General features: G+C 61.4%; 13 protein-coding genes. 12 read left to right on the top strand and 1 reads right to left on the bottom strand.

All coding sequences use genetic code 11. The features are described from left to right. Positions 1-81 precede the first annotated feature (81 nt). From HRH33_RS01420 to HRH33_RS01365, 12 genes are all read left to right on the top strand, one after another. On the top strand, positions 82-390 hold the full coding sequence (locus HRH33_RS01420; protein WP_123479103.1) for a DUF2388 domain-containing protein: 309 nt from the start codon (positions 82-84) through the stop codon (positions 388-390). Between the two features lie 26 nt (positions 391-416). After that, positions 417-737 (top strand): DUF2388 domain-containing protein, encoded by a 321-nt coding sequence (locus HRH33_RS01415; protein ID WP_034101745.1) that lies wholly within the window; start codon positions 417-419, stop codon positions 735-737. Next, positions 734-2,695 carry a DUF7844 domain-containing protein gene (locus HRH33_RS01410; RefSeq protein ID WP_167417397.1) on the top strand — a complete coding sequence of 654 codons (1,962 nt, stop codon included), beginning with the start codon at positions 734-736 and terminating at the stop codon, positions 2,693-2,695. Before HRH33_RS01415 ends, HRH33_RS01410 begins: the two co-directional genes overlap by 4 nt. Positions 2,696-2,971: 276 nt before the next feature. Beyond that, positions 2,972-4,279, top strand: a complete 1,308-nt coding sequence (locus tag HRH33_RS01405; RefSeq protein ID WP_167417396.1) for a CitMHS family transporter — start codon at positions 2,972-2,974, stop codon at positions 4,277-4,279. A 63-nt stretch (positions 4,280-4,342) separates the two neighbouring features. After that, positions 4,343-5,110, top strand: a complete 768-nt coding sequence (locus tag HRH33_RS01400) for a TerC family protein (protein WP_034101741.1) — start codon at positions 4,343-4,345, stop codon at positions 5,108-5,110. A gap of 213 nt (positions 5,111-5,323) precedes the next feature. Further along, entirely contained in the window at positions 5,324-6,982 is a 1,659-nt protein-coding gene (locus tag HRH33_RS01395) for a Na/Pi cotransporter family protein (protein ID WP_034111154.1), read from the top strand. Between the two features lie 57 nt (positions 6,983-7,039). Continuing rightward, on the top strand, positions 7,040-8,425 hold the full coding sequence (locus tag HRH33_RS01390; RefSeq protein ID WP_167417395.1) for a M16 family metallopeptidase: 1,386 nt from the start codon (positions 7,040-7,042) through the stop codon (positions 8,423-8,425). Between the two features lie 68 nt (positions 8,426-8,493). Continuing rightward, complete coding sequence (locus HRH33_RS01385) at positions 8,494-9,525, top strand: DUF5924 family protein (RefSeq protein ID WP_034136367.1); 1,032 nt, start codon at positions 8,494-8,496, stop codon at positions 9,523-9,525. 53 nt (positions 9,526-9,578) lie between these two features. Continuing rightward, positions 9,579-10,727 carry an ABC transporter permease gene (locus tag HRH33_RS01380; RefSeq protein WP_034101735.1) on the top strand — a complete coding sequence of 383 codons (1,149 nt, stop codon included), beginning with the start codon at positions 9,579-9,581 and terminating at the stop codon, positions 10,725-10,727. Then, entirely contained in the window at positions 10,724-11,527 is an 804-nt protein-coding gene (locus tag HRH33_RS01375; RefSeq protein WP_034136365.1) for an ABC transporter ATP-binding protein, read from the top strand. Before HRH33_RS01380 ends, HRH33_RS01375 begins: the two co-directional genes overlap by 4 nt. Position 11,528: 1 nt before the next feature. After that, entirely contained in the window at positions 11,529-12,467 is a 939-nt protein-coding gene (locus tag HRH33_RS01370; protein ID WP_034136364.1) for an MlaD family protein, read from the top strand. Continuing rightward, positions 12,464-13,075: an ABC-type transport auxiliary lipoprotein family protein gene (locus HRH33_RS01365; RefSeq protein WP_167417394.1), complete on the top strand. Its 612-nt coding sequence runs from the start codon at positions 12,464-12,466 to the stop codon at positions 13,073-13,075. The genes HRH33_RS01370 and HRH33_RS01365 overlap by 4 nt, the downstream gene beginning before the upstream one ends. Positions 13,076-13,166: 91 nt before the next feature. Here HRH33_RS01365 and HRH33_RS01360 read toward each other — a convergent pair whose 3' ends face one another. Further along, positions 13,167-14,396, bottom strand: coding sequence for a nucleoside recognition domain-containing protein (locus HRH33_RS01360; protein WP_034101730.1), 1,230 nt, complete (start codon positions 14,394-14,396; stop codon positions 13,167-13,169). Positions 14,397-14,428: the final 32 nt, after the last annotated feature.

Raw genomic sequence — 14,428 nt, 5'->3', positions numbered from 1 at the left:
TGCCGCTCCCGGATGCCTTCGCACTGGCCCTTGCCGGGGCTTTGCGCTAGCCTTGCCGCTCGTTTTCAGTTGTCGAGTCCTATGGCTTTTTCATACCGTTTGCTCATCGTTCCTATGTTGTTTTCTGCCAGTTGGTCGCCCATTGCCTCTGCCTTTGACGTGACCATTCAGGGCACCGTCGCGAGCGCGTACGCCACCAGCAAAGTGACTTCCGCACCTTTCGACAGAAAAGTCGTCATGGCGGCCCAGGATGATGCCGCCGCTTTCATTGCCACTGACGGTCAGTGGCGGGGAGCACGGCTGGAGTCGGCATTGGATTACCTGCGCCGCAGCCAGCCAAAACTTAACGCCAGCGACCTTGAACTGGCGCAAGCAATTCTCGTCCAATAATCACCTTTGTATTTCGGAGTCATTCCATGCGTAGCCCGCTGATCGTCGCCACCCTTGGCCTGCTGTTGTTGGCCGACGTTGCCCAGGCGCATACCCTGGTGGCCACCAGTAACATCATTGTGCGCGCCTCCGGTCGCACCATTGATTTCACCTCAGACACCACCACCTCCATCCGCGATTCCAAGGTCGTACGCGAAGCCCACGACGACGCCGCCAGTTTTGTCGCCACCAACGGCGAAATCCGTGGCGCGCAACTGGAGGCCGCCTTCGATACCCTGCGAACCCGCCTGCCTGAAGCACGCGATGCCAGCGACCAGACTCTCGCCGAAGCCATCCTCGCACTGTGAGGCGCCTCGCGGCCTGGCTCCTGGCCGGGACTGTGCTGCTATGCGCCAGCGCTGCCCAGGCCAGCCTGCAACTGCGGCTCAAGACCGAGGGCTTGAGCCCGGCTGAACAGCAGGCCAGCCAGGCATTGCTCGATGATGCGATGCGCGCGTTGCCGCCGCGCTTTATCGAGCAACTGGACCGACGCATCGATGTCGGCTGGACCGACCAGATGCCTGCAAACGCTTACGGCCAAGCCTCCCTGGTGTCCGAGCTGGACCTCAACCGCAACCTGTTGGCCAGCCTGACCGACGGCAGCGCCGCCACGCGTAAAACCAATCGCCCCCACGGCACCGTGCGCCGGGAAATGCTGGCCACGGTCCTGCATGAACTGACTCACATCTATGATCGCGCGCGCCTGTGGTCCGAAGACGAACGCAGGCTGATCCAGCGCTGCAGTCGCCAGAACAGCATCACCGGCGTGATCGGCCTGCCGGATCAGTGCCGTGGCCAGAACGACCGGCGCTTCACCCTCAGCGATGACCCGCGATTGCTCGACCTCGCCGGTTGGCCGCAATACGTCGGCAGGCGCGGCGAACGCGAACAACACAACCGCCAGGTGGTGCGCAGCCCCGACCTGTACGAAACCACCAGCCCGCTGGAATTCGTCGCGGTCAATATGGAGTACTTCCTCCTCGACCCGAGCTACGCTTGCCGGCGCCCGGCACTGTTCCGTTACTACCGCGATCACTTCGGCTGGGCCCCGCCCGAACAGGATGCCTGCGCCAAGACTTACGCGTTTCTCAATGCCGGCAACGATTTCGCCAAAACGCCGCTGGGTCATATCGATCCCGAGCGGGTATACCAGATTGACTACTTGCTGGCCGAAGCCAACCAGAACCTAGTGAGCCGTTGGGGCCACAGCATGTTGCGTCTGGTGATCTGCGCCCCGGGCCGCCCGCGTGGGCCGGACTGTCGGCTGGATCTGGACCAGCACCTGGTGCTGTCCTACCGCGCTTTCGTCGGTGACGTGCAACTGTCGAGCTGGGACGGTCTGGTGGGCAAATACCCGTCACGGCTGTTCGTATTGCCGCTGGCGCAGGTGATCGATGAATACACCAAGACCGAACTGCGCGGCCTGGCCTCCGTCCCGCTGAAACTCACGCGCCGGGAGATCAACGAAACCGTCGAGCACGCCGCTGAAATGCACTGGAGCTACGACGGCAACTATTTCTTCCTGTCCAATAACTGTGCCGTGGAAAGCCTGAAACTGTTGCGCAGCGGCAGCGCCAACCCGCAGCTGACCGGCCTGGACAACATTACCCCCAATGGCTTGCTGGAAGTACTGCAGGCTCGCGGTCTGGCCGATACCAGCGTGCTGGACGACAAACGTGAAGCGCTGCGCCTGGGGTATCACTTCGACTCCTTCCGCGAACGCTACCAGGCCATGTTCGACGTGCTGCGCAAACATCTGCCGATCAAACAGACTCAGGTTGAAGACTGGCTCTCCCTCAGCGCCGAGCAACGTCGCGTGTGGTTCAACCAGGCCGATCTGCGCACCAGTGCGGCGTTGCTGCTGTTGGAACAGGCGAGCTTCCGTAAACAGCTGATGCTGGCCCAGGATGAGGTCAAGCAGCGTTACCTCGGCGCCCGCGAGTTGAAAAACGGCGGCATGGAGAAAGCCAACGCCACGTTGCAGCAGATCCTTGCCAACAGTGGCTTTCTCAGTCGCCCGGCTGAACTGCTGGGCAGTGGCGGCTACGGTCTGCCGCAACCGTCGGAAGCCACGCGCCTGGAGTCAGAAAGCGCCGAGCGCCAAAAGCAATTGCAATCGCTGACCGGCGAGCTGGACAAAGAGGTGAGGGCGCTGCTGGATCCGTCCCGTGCCGCCGAGATCGCCGCCTGTGAAGCCAACCTCAAGCAGGTCGGTGAACATCTGCGCAAACTGCACAAGGCGGCGGGCGGCCTCGAACTGCCCTGAGGCCCCCGCGATAGTTGACATGCGTTCCCCTGAAGACCGCGCATCTTCCCACCACCAACTGTTTTGCCAGCGAAAGCTGGCTGAAAGCTTACGCGTCTAGGATCGCCCCCAACTGCCGGCAACAGACCGGCTGTACACAACAACAATGGTGATCCCCGATGTCCGTCCGTACCCGCCTGTTCGCTCCAACTCCATCCGTAAGCCTCGTGACTGTCGTTCTGCGCTGAACCGTTCCGGTTCGCCATTCCCTAGCCGCGCTACGCCTGGAGTATTCCTATGCTGACTTTCCTTGGCTTTGCCATGGTCATCACGTTCATGTTCCTGATCATGACCAAGCGCTTGTCCGCGCTGATCGCCTTGATCATTGTGCCGATCCTGTTCGCGCTGTTCGGCGGCTTCGCGCCGAAGATCGGCCCGATGATGCTCGAAGGCATCACCAAGCTCGCGCCGACCGGCGTGATGCTGATGTTCGCCATCCTCTACTTTGCCTTGATGATCGACTCCGGCCTGTTCGACCCGGCCGTGCGCAAGATCCTCAAGATGGTCAAGGGCGACCCGCTGAAAATCTCGGTCGGCACCGCGGTGCTGGCCCTGGTGGTGTCCCTCGACGGTGACGGCGCCACCACGTACATGATCTGCGTAGCCGCCATGCTGCCGCTGTACCAGCGCATCGGCATGAGCCCGCGGATCATGGCCGGCCTGATCATCCTCGCCGGTGGCGTGATGAACATGACCCCCTGGGGCGGCCCCACCGCCCGCGCCGCCAGTGCGCTGCATGTGGACCCGTCGGATATTTTCGTACCCATGATCCCCGCCATGGCCGCCGGCGTGGTGGCGATCCTGGTGATCGCTTACATGTACGGCAAGCGCGAACGTGCGCGCTTGGGTGAACTGCACCTGCAAGTCGACGAAATCGACCACAGCGAGATCAGTGTGTCGCAGTACCCGGACGCTCGCCGTCCGAAGCTGATCTGGTTCAACGGCGCCCTGACCCTGGCGCTGATGTGCACTCTGATTGCAGGTCTGTTGCCGCTGCCGGTGCTGTTCATGGTGGCGTTCAGCATCGCGATGATCGTCAACTACCCGTGCCTGCAACAACAAAAAGACCGCGTAGCCGCTCACGCCGGCAGCGTGCTGGCGGTGGTGGGGCTGATCTTCGCGGCGGGCATTTTCACCGGCATTCTGTCGGGTACCGGCATGGTCGATGCTATGTCCAAGAGCCTGCTGGCGGTCATCCCTGAAGCGTTGGGCCCGTACCTGGCGGTGATCACCGCGCTGGTGAGCATGCCGTTCACGTTCTTCATGTCCAACGACGCGTTCTACTACGGCGTACTGCCAGTACTCGCCGAAGCCGCCAGCCACTATGGCATCACCGCCGTGGAAATGGCCCGCGCTTCCATCGTTGGTCAGCCCGTGCACTTGCTCAGCCCGTTGGTCCCCTCGACCTACCTGCTGGTGGCCCTGGCCGGTATCGAATTTGGCGATCACCAGCGCTTTACGTTGAAGTGGGCAGTGCTGGTGTGCCTGTGCATAATGTTCGCCGCCTTGCTGATGGGGATTTTTCCGCTGTTCAGCACTCTATAACCGTACAACCCACTGCGCCGGTTCCAGACCGGCGCGGTTCAACACTTGCGCAAAGGAATACACATGGAATGGCTGACCAATCCGGAGATCTGGATTGCCTTCTTCACCCTGACGGCCCTCGAGATCGTTCTGGGCATCGATAACATCATCATGATTTCGATCCTGGTCAGCCGCATGCCCAAGCACATGCAAGCGCGCACCCGGATTTTCGGCCTGGCGCTGGCAATGGTCACGCGCATCATGCTGCTGCTGTCGATCACTTGGGTGATGCAATTGACCGCCGACCTGTTCGTGGTCCTCGGCCAGGGCATTTCCGGTCGCGACCTGATTCTGTTCTTCGGTGGCCTGTTCCTGCTGTGGAAAAGCTCCCAGGAGATGTACCACGCGCTGGAAGGCGAAGACGAAACCCACGAGGAGCCCAAGGGCGCCGGTGGCAAGTTCATCTACACCATCATCCAGATCGCGATCATCGACATCGTGTTCTCCCTGGACTCGGTGATCACTGCGGTCGGCATGGTGTCCCATGTGCCGGTCATGGTCGCCGCGATCGTCGTCGCCGTACTGGTGATGATGCTGGCGGCCGGCAAGATCAGCGAGTTCATCGATAAGCACCCGTCATTGAAAATGCTCGCGCTGTCGTTCCTGCTGGTGGTGGGTACCGTGCTGATCGCCGAATCCTTCGATGTGCATGTGCCGAAGGGTTACGTCTACTTCGCCATGGCGTTCTCGTTGGCGGTGGAAGCGGTAAACATCAAGATGCGCACCGCCATCGCGAAAAAGAAAAAGCAGCAGGATCCGGTGAAACTGCGCAAGGACATTCCGGGTCAGTAAACCCGAGCCTGAACAAAAACGGGGCCTTCGCGCCCCGTTTTTTTTACATAGCAAAAAGCTGATTTCATGACAGTTTTGTTTCAATCCCCACTTTAGCTATGCGATGCTGGCGCCGAGCCCATTCGCCAACTACAGCTTAAGTACAAGACGTAGAACGGCACGCGGCAATTCTCATTGGCTCCTTCTGGAGCCCACCCACACGGGGGGCCGAGCATGCTGACCTTGCTCAATCTGCTTTCCGCCGTGACCCTGCTGATCTGGGGCACGCACATCGTCCGAACCGGCATCCTGCGGGTCTACGGTTCCAACTTGCGCCACGTCATCGGTCAGAACATGGCCAAGCGCTGGCTGGCGTTTATCGCCGGCATTCTGGTGACCGCCATGGTGCAGAGCAGTAACGCCACGGCGATGCTGGTGACATCATTCGTCGGCCAGGGCCTGATGGGGCTGATGCCGGCCATGGCCACCATGCTCGGCGCCGACGTCGGCACGGCCTTGATGGCGCGGGTACTCACCTTTGATCTGTCCTGGCTGTCGCCGCTGTTGATTTTTCTGGGGGTGATTTTCTTCCTGTCGCGCAAACAGACGCGGGCAGGGCAGTTGGGCCGGGTGGGCATCGGCCTGGGGCTGATCATCCTGGCGCTGCAATTGATCGTCGAAGCGGCGGGACCAATTACCCATGCCCAGGGAGTCAAAGTCGTGTTTGCGTCGCTGACCGGCGACATCCTGCTCGACGCCTTGGTCGGCGCGTTGTTCGCCATGATCTCCTACTCCAGCCTGGCCGCGGTGCTGCTGACCGCAACCCTGGCCGGCGCCGGCGTGATCGGCCTGCATGTGGCAATCGGCCTGGTGATCGGCGCCAATATCGGCAGCGGCATACTGGCATTTCTCAGTACCAGCATGCAGAACGCGGCCGGTCGCCAGGTCGCCCTAGGGAGCCTGCTGTACAAACTGATCGGTCTGCTGCTGATCATCCCGGTGCTCGACCCGCTCGTACGCTGGATGGATAACCTGGACTACAGCGCCCAGGGCATGGTCATCACCTTTCATTTGCTCTACAACGTCAGCCGCTGCCTGATCCTGCTGCCCACCATCGGCCCGATGGCACGCTTGTGCACGTGGCTGCTGCCAGAGCGAGAAGAGGTCAATGGCAAAGCCAAACCACGGCATCTGGACCCTACCGCCCTCACCACTCCCAGCTTGGCGCTAGCCAACGCCGCGCGAGAGACCCTGCGCCTGGGTGACCTGATCGACAATATGCTCACCGCCATGCAGGAAGTACTGCGCGGCAAACAGACGGCCATCACCCAGGAAATGCGCAGCCTCAGCGATGACGTTGAAGCGCTCTACAGCGCCATTAAGCTCTACCTGGCGCAAATGCCCCGCGAAGACCTCAGCGAACAAGACAGCCGCCGGTGGGCCGAAATCATCGAGCTATCGATCAACCTCAAGCTGGCCGGCGACTTGATCGAACGCATGCTGCGCAAGGTCCAGCAGCAGAAGACCTCCCAGCGCCGGCAGTTCTCGGAGGTGGGCCTGGAAGAACTCACCGACCTGCACAGCCAGTTGATCGCCAACCTGCGCCTGGGGCTGTCGGTGTTTCTCAGCGCCGACCCCCACAGCGCGCGCCAACTGCTGCGCGAGAAGCGCCGCTTCCGCGCCCAGGAGCGGCGCCTGGCCCATGCCCATGTCAGCCGTCTGCAGCGCAAGATCGTACAAAGCCTGGAGACCAGTTCCCTGCATCTGGAGCTGATTGCCGACATGAAGCGCCTGAACTCGTTGTTTTGCAGCAGTGCGTATGTGGTGTTGGAAACGTCCGACACCGGCGCACTCTCGGCCGAAGATATTGCCGACATCACGCATTCACCCTGAACGTACGATGGCCCGTGAAGTCAGTTACAACTGACCTCACTCGCCAGGAAGCCAGTTATGCGTCGCCTGTTATTCGCCTGCCTGCTGATGGGCGCCGCTCACGCCTTTGCCTTTGACCGCCTGCAAGTCGAGGGCTACACCTTGCCCAACGGCCTGCAACTGCTGCTCAAACCGGGTACCGAGCGCGGGCATGTGGCGATTCGCTTGGTGGTGGGTGTGGGCCTGGATGACTTCCGGTGCGAGGACAAAGAGCTGCCTCACCTGTTTGAACACCTGCTGTTCAGCGGCATCGATGGCGGCGACGAAGGCGATCTGGAAGAACGCATGCAAGCCCTGGGCGGCGAATGGAATGCCTACACCAGCAACGCCGATACCACCTTCGTGATCGAAGCGCCCGCCTATAACCAGCGCAAAGTGCTGGACCTGCTGCTGGCGATCCTTACTCGCACCGAGTTGACCGACGCCCACATCAATGCAGCTAAACAGGTGGTGGAACGTGAGGACGGCGGCCACTACTCACGCCTGCAACGCCTGCTTGACCGCCAGGACCTGGGCCACACCGCCAGCAATCAACTGGCCGTCGAGCTGGGACTTAAATGTGCCGAACGCGCCGAGGTCAATCACCTGACCCGCGATCAATTGCAAAAACTGCGCAAGGACTGGTACGCCCCCAACAACATGACGCTGATCGTCGTCGGCGATCTCGACAAACTGCTGCCGGCCTATCTGGAACGCACCTACGGCCAATTGACGCCGGTCGAACCCAGCGACCATTTACCGCTGCCGCAGATCCAACAGGCCGCCGCCGCCCATCGCGAACTGATCCACGGATGGCTGGGCAACAGCGTCAAACTGCACTGGCTGCTGCCGGAACCGGTGCTGGACGACCAGCACGATGAAACCTACGACCTGCTCAAGGACTACTTGGACTGGGCGCTGTACCGCCAACTGCGCCTCAAACATGGTCTGTCCTACGGCCCCTGGGCCGAACGCGAAGTGCTCGGCGGCGTCGGTTTTCTGAGCCTGAACGCAGACCTGGAACGGGAAGACCTCAGCGAAGCCGAACAGGTACTGCAAGACCTCAAGACGCAATTGCTCAAAGACGGCCTGGACCCGGCCACCTTTGCGCGCCTGCAACAAGCGGCCATTGCCCGACAAGCCTGGGCTGTGCAGGGCAACAGCGCGCTGGCCGACTACTATTGGAGCGCTACCAGCGACTATGACAACGGCCATTTCAGCGACCCAGCCAAACGCATCAAGGCAGTCAAACTGGACGAGGCCAACCAGACACTGCGCGAGTTGCTCAAGCAACCCGGCTACTGGCGCATCGAAAAACCACTGTTGAGCTACGACAGCCTGAGTGGGCTCGGCGTCGGCCTACTGGGGGTGATCGCGATCCTGTGGGTAAGCGTGCGGCGTTATCGCAAACGGGTTGTGCAATGACACACCGAACACCCGGCTAAGACGTTATTCTGTCTGGGATTTTTCCTACACACACTGCGAATCGCCGAATGCCAAACCTGACTCACTATATCCAGCGCATCCTTGAACTGATGAAGCGCTACCCAGGGGTGATCGCACTCGGTGGTTTTATCTCGGGGGTGTGCAGCTTCATCCTGGTGGACCGTCAGCAGGGCATGGCCAGTTGGATCGCGGTGATCATGCTGGTGAGCTGGCTATGGCTGATGCTCGAAAACAGCTTCACGCAGCTGTTCACCAAACTCTTCAAGCGGGAAATTCCCGAACCTCTGCTGCGCTACGCGACCCAGATGATCCACCAGGAAAGTCTGTTCTTCGTGCTGCCGTTCTTTTTCGTCACCACGGCCTGGAACAGTGGCCAATCGATATTTACAGGGCTGCTCGGCGCCGCGGCGCTGGTGTCGATCATCGACCCGCTGTACTACAAGTGGCTGGCGCCCAAGCGTTCGCTGTTCCTGGCCTTGCACACCCTGACCCTGTTCGCCGCGCTGCTCACTGCACTGCCGATCATCCTGCACCTGACCACCGCCGAGAGTTACAAACTCGCCCTCGGCGTGGCCATGGCCTTGTCGATTCCGAGCCTGGCCGTGAGCCTGCCGCTGCGCAGCCTCAAGGGCTGGGCGATGCTGCTGGGGGTCACGGCCGCCATCGGCGCGGCGGGCTGGCTGCTGCGCAGTTGGGTGCCGCCGGCCACGCTGTGGATGACCGAAGTGGCCATCAGCACGCAGTTGCAGGACCGCACCCCAGGCGATGACCTCAAACAAGTGAGCGCCGCGCAACTGCGAAACGGCGGGCTGTATGCCTACACCGCTATCAACGCGCCGCGGGGGCTGGATGAGCGCATCTACCATGTGTGGAAACTCAACGGCAAAGAAGTGGACCGTATCGCCCTGGATATTCACGGCGGACGCAAAGAGGGCTACCGCGCCTGGACCCACAAGCAGAACTTCCCGGCCGACTCCGTAGGGCGCTGGCAGGTGAGGGTGCTCACCGAAGACGGACAAGTGATCGGCGTGCTGCGCTTTAAAGTCACCGACGCAGCACAAACGGACAACCCACAGTAGGCTGCTTCGTGCTATTACGTAGGACTTGTGGATAGCAAACAAGCTCGGAGCTTATGACCACCCACACCACGGCCGGCGCCGCCCATCTCGATACGTCCACCGCCCCTCCGTTACTCAGGATTACGGGGGACTGGACGCTTGCCCACTACGCCAGCCTGAAAAAGCTGTCGGACAAGCTCGACGGCCAATACGACGCCGGCGCGCGCATCGATCTCAATGGCCTCGGCGCCCTGGACACTGCTGGCGCGTCACTGCTGGTGGAACTGCTCGGGCCGACCCGCATCGAGCAATCCGCCGAGCAGACCGATTGCAGCCTGTCCACCGCCGACCGCGCACTGCTTAAAACCGTGTATCGCTCCCTCAACGACTTCTGCGTGCCGGACAAAGCCCCCGAAGAAGCTACCGGTATTCAGGTGCTGGCGCGTATCGGTGCAGCGGTGGACAAGGTGTGGCAGGACAGCAAGAAACTGCTGGGCTTTATCGGCCTGATCCTCGAAACCTTCGCCCGCAGCCTGTTCCGGCCCAAGCGCTGGCGCATTACGCCCATGGTTGCCCACCTCGAACAGGTCGGCCTGGATGCCGCACCCATCGTGGCCTTGTTGACCTTCCTGGTCGGCGCCGTAGTGGCCTTTCTCGGTGCCACCGTGCTCAAAAGCTTTGGCGCGACGATTTTTACCGTGGACCTGGTGGCGTTCTCTTTCCTACGAGAATTCGGCGTACTACTGACGGCGATCCTGATCGCTGGCCGCACGGCCAGTGCGTTTACCGCACAAATCGGCTCGATGAAGGCCAACGAAGAAATCGACGCTATCCGCACCCTGGGGCTGGACCCGATGGAGTTGCTGGTGCTGCCCCGCGTGCTGGCGCTGCTGGTGGCGCTGCCGATGCTGACGTTTCTGGCGATGCTCTCGGGGATTGTCGGCGGTGGCGTGGTATGCGCCGTGGCCTTGGATATTTCACCGGCGATGTTCCTCTCGCTGTTGCAATCGGACATTGGGGTTCAACATTTCCTGGTGGGCATGGTGAAAGCCCCGATATTCGCTTTCCTGATCGCGGCGATTGGCTGCCTGGAGGGCTTCAAGGTCAGCGGCAGTGCTGAGTCGGTCGGTGCCCACACCACCTCCAGCGTGGTGCAATCGATTTTCGTGGTGATCTTGCTGGATGCGGTCGCGGCTCTGTTCTTCATGGAGATGAGCTGGTGAGCCGTCTACACCGGGCACCCGCCGAGGCGGTGATTGAAGTGCGCGGCCTGTGCAATCGCTTTGGCAGCCAGCGCGTGCACGAGAACCTCGATCTGGACTTGTATAAAGGTGAAATCCTCGCGGTGGTGGGCGGTTCCGGCAGTGGTAAGTCGGTGCTGCTGCGCAGTATCGTCGGCCTGCGCCGGCCAAACGAGGGTGAAGTGCGGGTGTTCGGCAAGAACCTGCCGAGCCTGCCGGAACAGGAGCGTTCCCTGGTGGAACGGCGCTTCGGCGTGCTGTTCCAGAAGGGCGCGCTGTTTTCCTCGCTGACGGTGACCGAGAACGTCGCGCTGCCACTGATCGAACATGCGGGCCTGAGCCGCGCCGATGCCGAGCATTTGGCTGCGGTGAAACTGGCGCTGGCCGGGCTGCCGCTGTCGGCGGCCGACAAGTACCCGGCCTCGTTGTCCGGCGGCATGATCAAACGCGCCGCTCTGGCCCGAGCCTTGGCGCTGGATCCAGACATCCTGTTCCTTGATGAACCCACCGCGGGCCTCGACCCGATCGGCGCGGCGCAATTCGATCAACTGATCCTGACCCTGCGCGACGCGCTGGGCTTGAGCGTGTTCCTGGTAACCCACGACCTGGACACGCTGTACACCATCACCGACCGCGTGGCAGTACTGGCGCAGAAAAAAGTGCTGGTGGCCGATGCTATCGATGTCGTCTCGGAAACGGACGACCCGTGGATTCACGAATATTTCCACGGCCCCCGTGGCCGCGCGGCATTGGATGCCGCTCAATCGCTCAACGAGGTATGACATGGAAACCCGAGCCCATCATGTGATGATCGGACTGTTCAGCGTGATCGTGGTGGTCGGCGCCATGCTGTTTGGCTTGTGGCTGGCCAAGTCCAGCGTCGACAGCGCGTTCCAGGATTACGAAGTGGTCTTCAATGAAGCGGTCAGCGGTTTGTCCCAAGGCAGTGCGGTGCAATACAGCGGGATCAAGGTGGGCGATGTGATCAGCCTGCGCCTGGACCCAAAAGACCCGCGTCGCGTCCTCGCTCGTATTCGCCTGGCCGGGCAGACGCCGATCAAGGAAGACACCCAGGCCAAACTCGCGCTGACCGGCATCACCGGTACCTCGATCATCCAGCTCAGTGGCGGCACGCCGCAAAGCCCCGAACTCAAAGGCAAAAATGGCAACCTGCCGGAAATCATCGCCTCACCTTCGCCCATCGCGCGCTTGCTTAACAACAGCAATGATCTGATGACCAGCATCAATGTGCTGCTGCACAACGCCAACAGCATGTTCTCCGCGGAAAACGTCGAGCACTTGAGCAATACCCTTGCACATCTGGAACAAACGACCGGCGCCATCGCTGACCAGCGTGGCGATATCAAGGTTGTGATGCAGCAATTGATGCAAGTGAGCAAACAGGCAAGCGCCGCGCTGGAACAGACCACCGTGCTGATGCGCAATGCCAATGGCCTGCTGAACGAGCAGGGCAAGCAAGCCTTCGGCAGCGCCGAACAGGCCATGAAGTCCCTTGAGCAAAGCACCGCCACCATCAATACCTTGCTGACCAACAACAAGGATTCGGTCAACAGCGGCATGCAAGGGCTCAACGAACTGGCGCCGGCCGTGCGCGAACTGCGCGAAACCCTCGGCTCGCTGCGCGCCATCTCCCGCCGCCTGGAAGCCAACCCCAGCGGTTACTTGCTGGGCAGCGACAAGAACAAGGAGTTCACGCCATGAAGCGTGCTTATCAACTGATCGTCCCTGTGGCCTTGGCGCTGATCAGCGCGTGCTCGATCCTGCCCAAAGCCGACCCGTCCGACGTGTACCGCCTGGCTTCGGCCCAAGCCACCAGCCAAGGCACGCCGGTGAGTTGGTCGCTGCGCGTGACCAAGCCGCAAACCAGCGAATTTCTCGACAGCCCGCGCATTGCCGTGGTGCCCAATGGCGACTTGATCAGCAGCTATGCGAACTCGCGCTGGAGCGATCCGGCGCCGGTGCTGTTGCGTAATCGCCTGCTCGACGGCTTCCAGCGCGATGGCCGGGTCACGCTGCTCAGCACCGATGACACCAACCTGCAGGCCGACTATGAACTGGGCGGGCAGTTGCAGGCGTTTCAGAGCCAATACCGGGGCAATGCGGTGGAGGTGGTGATTCGCCTGGACGCACGCCTGGTACGTGGGAGCGATCAACGGATTCTGGCCAGTCGGCGCTTTGAAGTGCGCCAGCCGGTGAGCGATACCCAGGTGCCAGGGGTGGTGGCTGCGTTTGGCCAGGCAGGGGATCAGCTGAACAAGCAGGTGGTGGATTGGGTGGTGGCTCAGGGCAACCGGGGCGTGAAGCGCTAAGGGCCTCATCGGGGGCATGCCCCCTCCCACATTTGAATGTATTCACAGTCAATAGGTGGGAGGGGGCTTGCCCCCGATAGCTATCTAACTCTCAGCCAAAGAACCAGTAGCACACCGAGATAGCCGCCACGACACCGGCAAACTCCGCCAGCAACGCACAACCCACCGCATGCCGCGCGCGCTGGATACCGACCGAACCAAAGTACACCGCCAACACATAGAAGGTGGTTTCGGTACTGCCCTGAATCGTCGCGGCCACCAGCGCCGGGAAGCTGTCCACGCCTTGGGTCTGCATGGTCTCGATCAGCATTGCCCGCGCGGCACTGCCGGAGAACGGCTTGACCATCGCAGTCGGCAAGGCATCGACAAAGCGCGTGTCCATGCCCGTCCACGCCACCACATGGCGAATCCCTTCCAGGCCGAAATCCAGCGCGCCGGAGGCACGTAACACGCCCACCGCACACAGCATCGCCACCAGGTACGGCAGCAGGTTCTTGGCGACATCGAAGCCTTCTTTGGCGCCTTCGACAAATGCTTCGTACACCTTCACCTTGCGCAACGCGCCGATCAGCAGGAACAGCATGATCAGGCCGAACAGGGTCAGGTTGCCGAGAATCGACGACAACCCGGCCAGTGCCGTGGCGGACAGGGTCGCCAGCAACGCCATGAAGCCGCCCAGCATCAGCGCGCCTGGAATCAAATAAGCCAACACCACCGGGTCCCACAGCCGCAGGCGCTGCATGACGGCAACCGAGAGCAGGCCCACCAGGGTCGACGCACTGGTCGCCAGCAGAATCGGCAGGAACACCAGCGTCGGGTCGGCGGCGCCTTGTTGGGCGCGGTACATGAAGATGGTCACTGGCAACAGCGTCAGCGACGAGGCATTGAGCACCAGGAACAGGATCTGCGCATTGCTTGCGGTGGTCGGCAGCGGGTTGAGTTCTTGTAACGCCTTCATGGCTTTGAGGCCGATGGGGGTGGCGGCGTTGTCCAGTCCCAGGCCGTTGGCGGCGAAGTTGAGGGTGATCAGACCGATAGCGGGGTGACCCGCCGGCACTTCCGGCATCAGGCGACGAAACAGCGGGCCGAGGGCCTTGGCCAGCCAATCGACGATGCCGGCCTTTTCGGCGATGCGTAGAAAGCCCAGCCATAACGTCAGGGTGCCGAACAGCAACACCATCACTTCAACCGACAGTTTGGCCATGGCGAAAATGCTTTCCACCATCGCCGCGAAGATCCCAGCGTTACCGCCGACCAGCCATTGCGCCAGTGCTGACACCATTGCCACGACAAAGAAGCCAAGCCACAGGCCATTGAGCATCAGTTGAATCCCCTCGAATGATGGGGCGAATG

It is taken from the genome of Pseudomonas rhodesiae, assembly GCF_013285305.1.
In the GTDB taxonomy this organism is placed as follows: Bacteria; Pseudomonadota; Gammaproteobacteria; order Pseudomonadales; family Pseudomonadaceae; genus Aquipseudomonas; species Aquipseudomonas rhodesiae.
Note: the sequence above shows the minus strand (reverse complement) of the source record. Positions and strands in the feature narration are given on the sequence as shown.

Coding starts and splice junctions, on each gene's coding strand:
- HRH33_RS01370 (WP_034136364.1), top strand. CDS start 11,529: ATGGAAACCCGAGCCCATCATGTGATGATCGGACTGTTCAGCGTGATC.
- HRH33_RS01365 (WP_167417394.1), top strand. CDS start 12,464: ATGAAGCGTGCTTATCAACTGATCGTCCCTGTGGCCTTGGCGCTGATC.
- HRH33_RS01385 (WP_034136367.1), top strand. CDS start 8,494: ATGCCAAACCTGACTCACTATATCCAGCGCATCCTTGAACTGATGAAG.
- HRH33_RS01420 (WP_123479103.1), top strand. CDS start 82: ATGGCTTTTTCATACCGTTTGCTCATCGTTCCTATGTTGTTTTCTGCC.
- HRH33_RS01405 (WP_167417396.1), top strand. CDS start 2,972: ATGCTGACTTTCCTTGGCTTTGCCATGGTCATCACGTTCATGTTCCTG.
- HRH33_RS01415 (WP_034101745.1), top strand. CDS start 417: ATGCGTAGCCCGCTGATCGTCGCCACCCTTGGCCTGCTGTTGTTGGCC.
- HRH33_RS01390 (WP_167417395.1), top strand. CDS start 7,040: ATGCGTCGCCTGTTATTCGCCTGCCTGCTGATGGGCGCCGCTCACGCC.
- HRH33_RS01395 (WP_034111154.1), top strand. CDS start 5,324: ATGCTGACCTTGCTCAATCTGCTTTCCGCCGTGACCCTGCTGATCTGG.
- HRH33_RS01400 (WP_034101741.1), top strand. CDS start 4,343: ATGGAATGGCTGACCAATCCGGAGATCTGGATTGCCTTCTTCACCCTG.
- HRH33_RS01360 (WP_034101730.1), bottom strand. CDS start 14,396: ATGCTCAATGGCCTGTGGCTTGGCTTCTTTGTCGTGGCAATGGTGTCA.
- HRH33_RS01380 (WP_034101735.1), top strand. CDS start 9,579: ATGACCACCCACACCACGGCCGGCGCCGCCCATCTCGATACGTCCACC.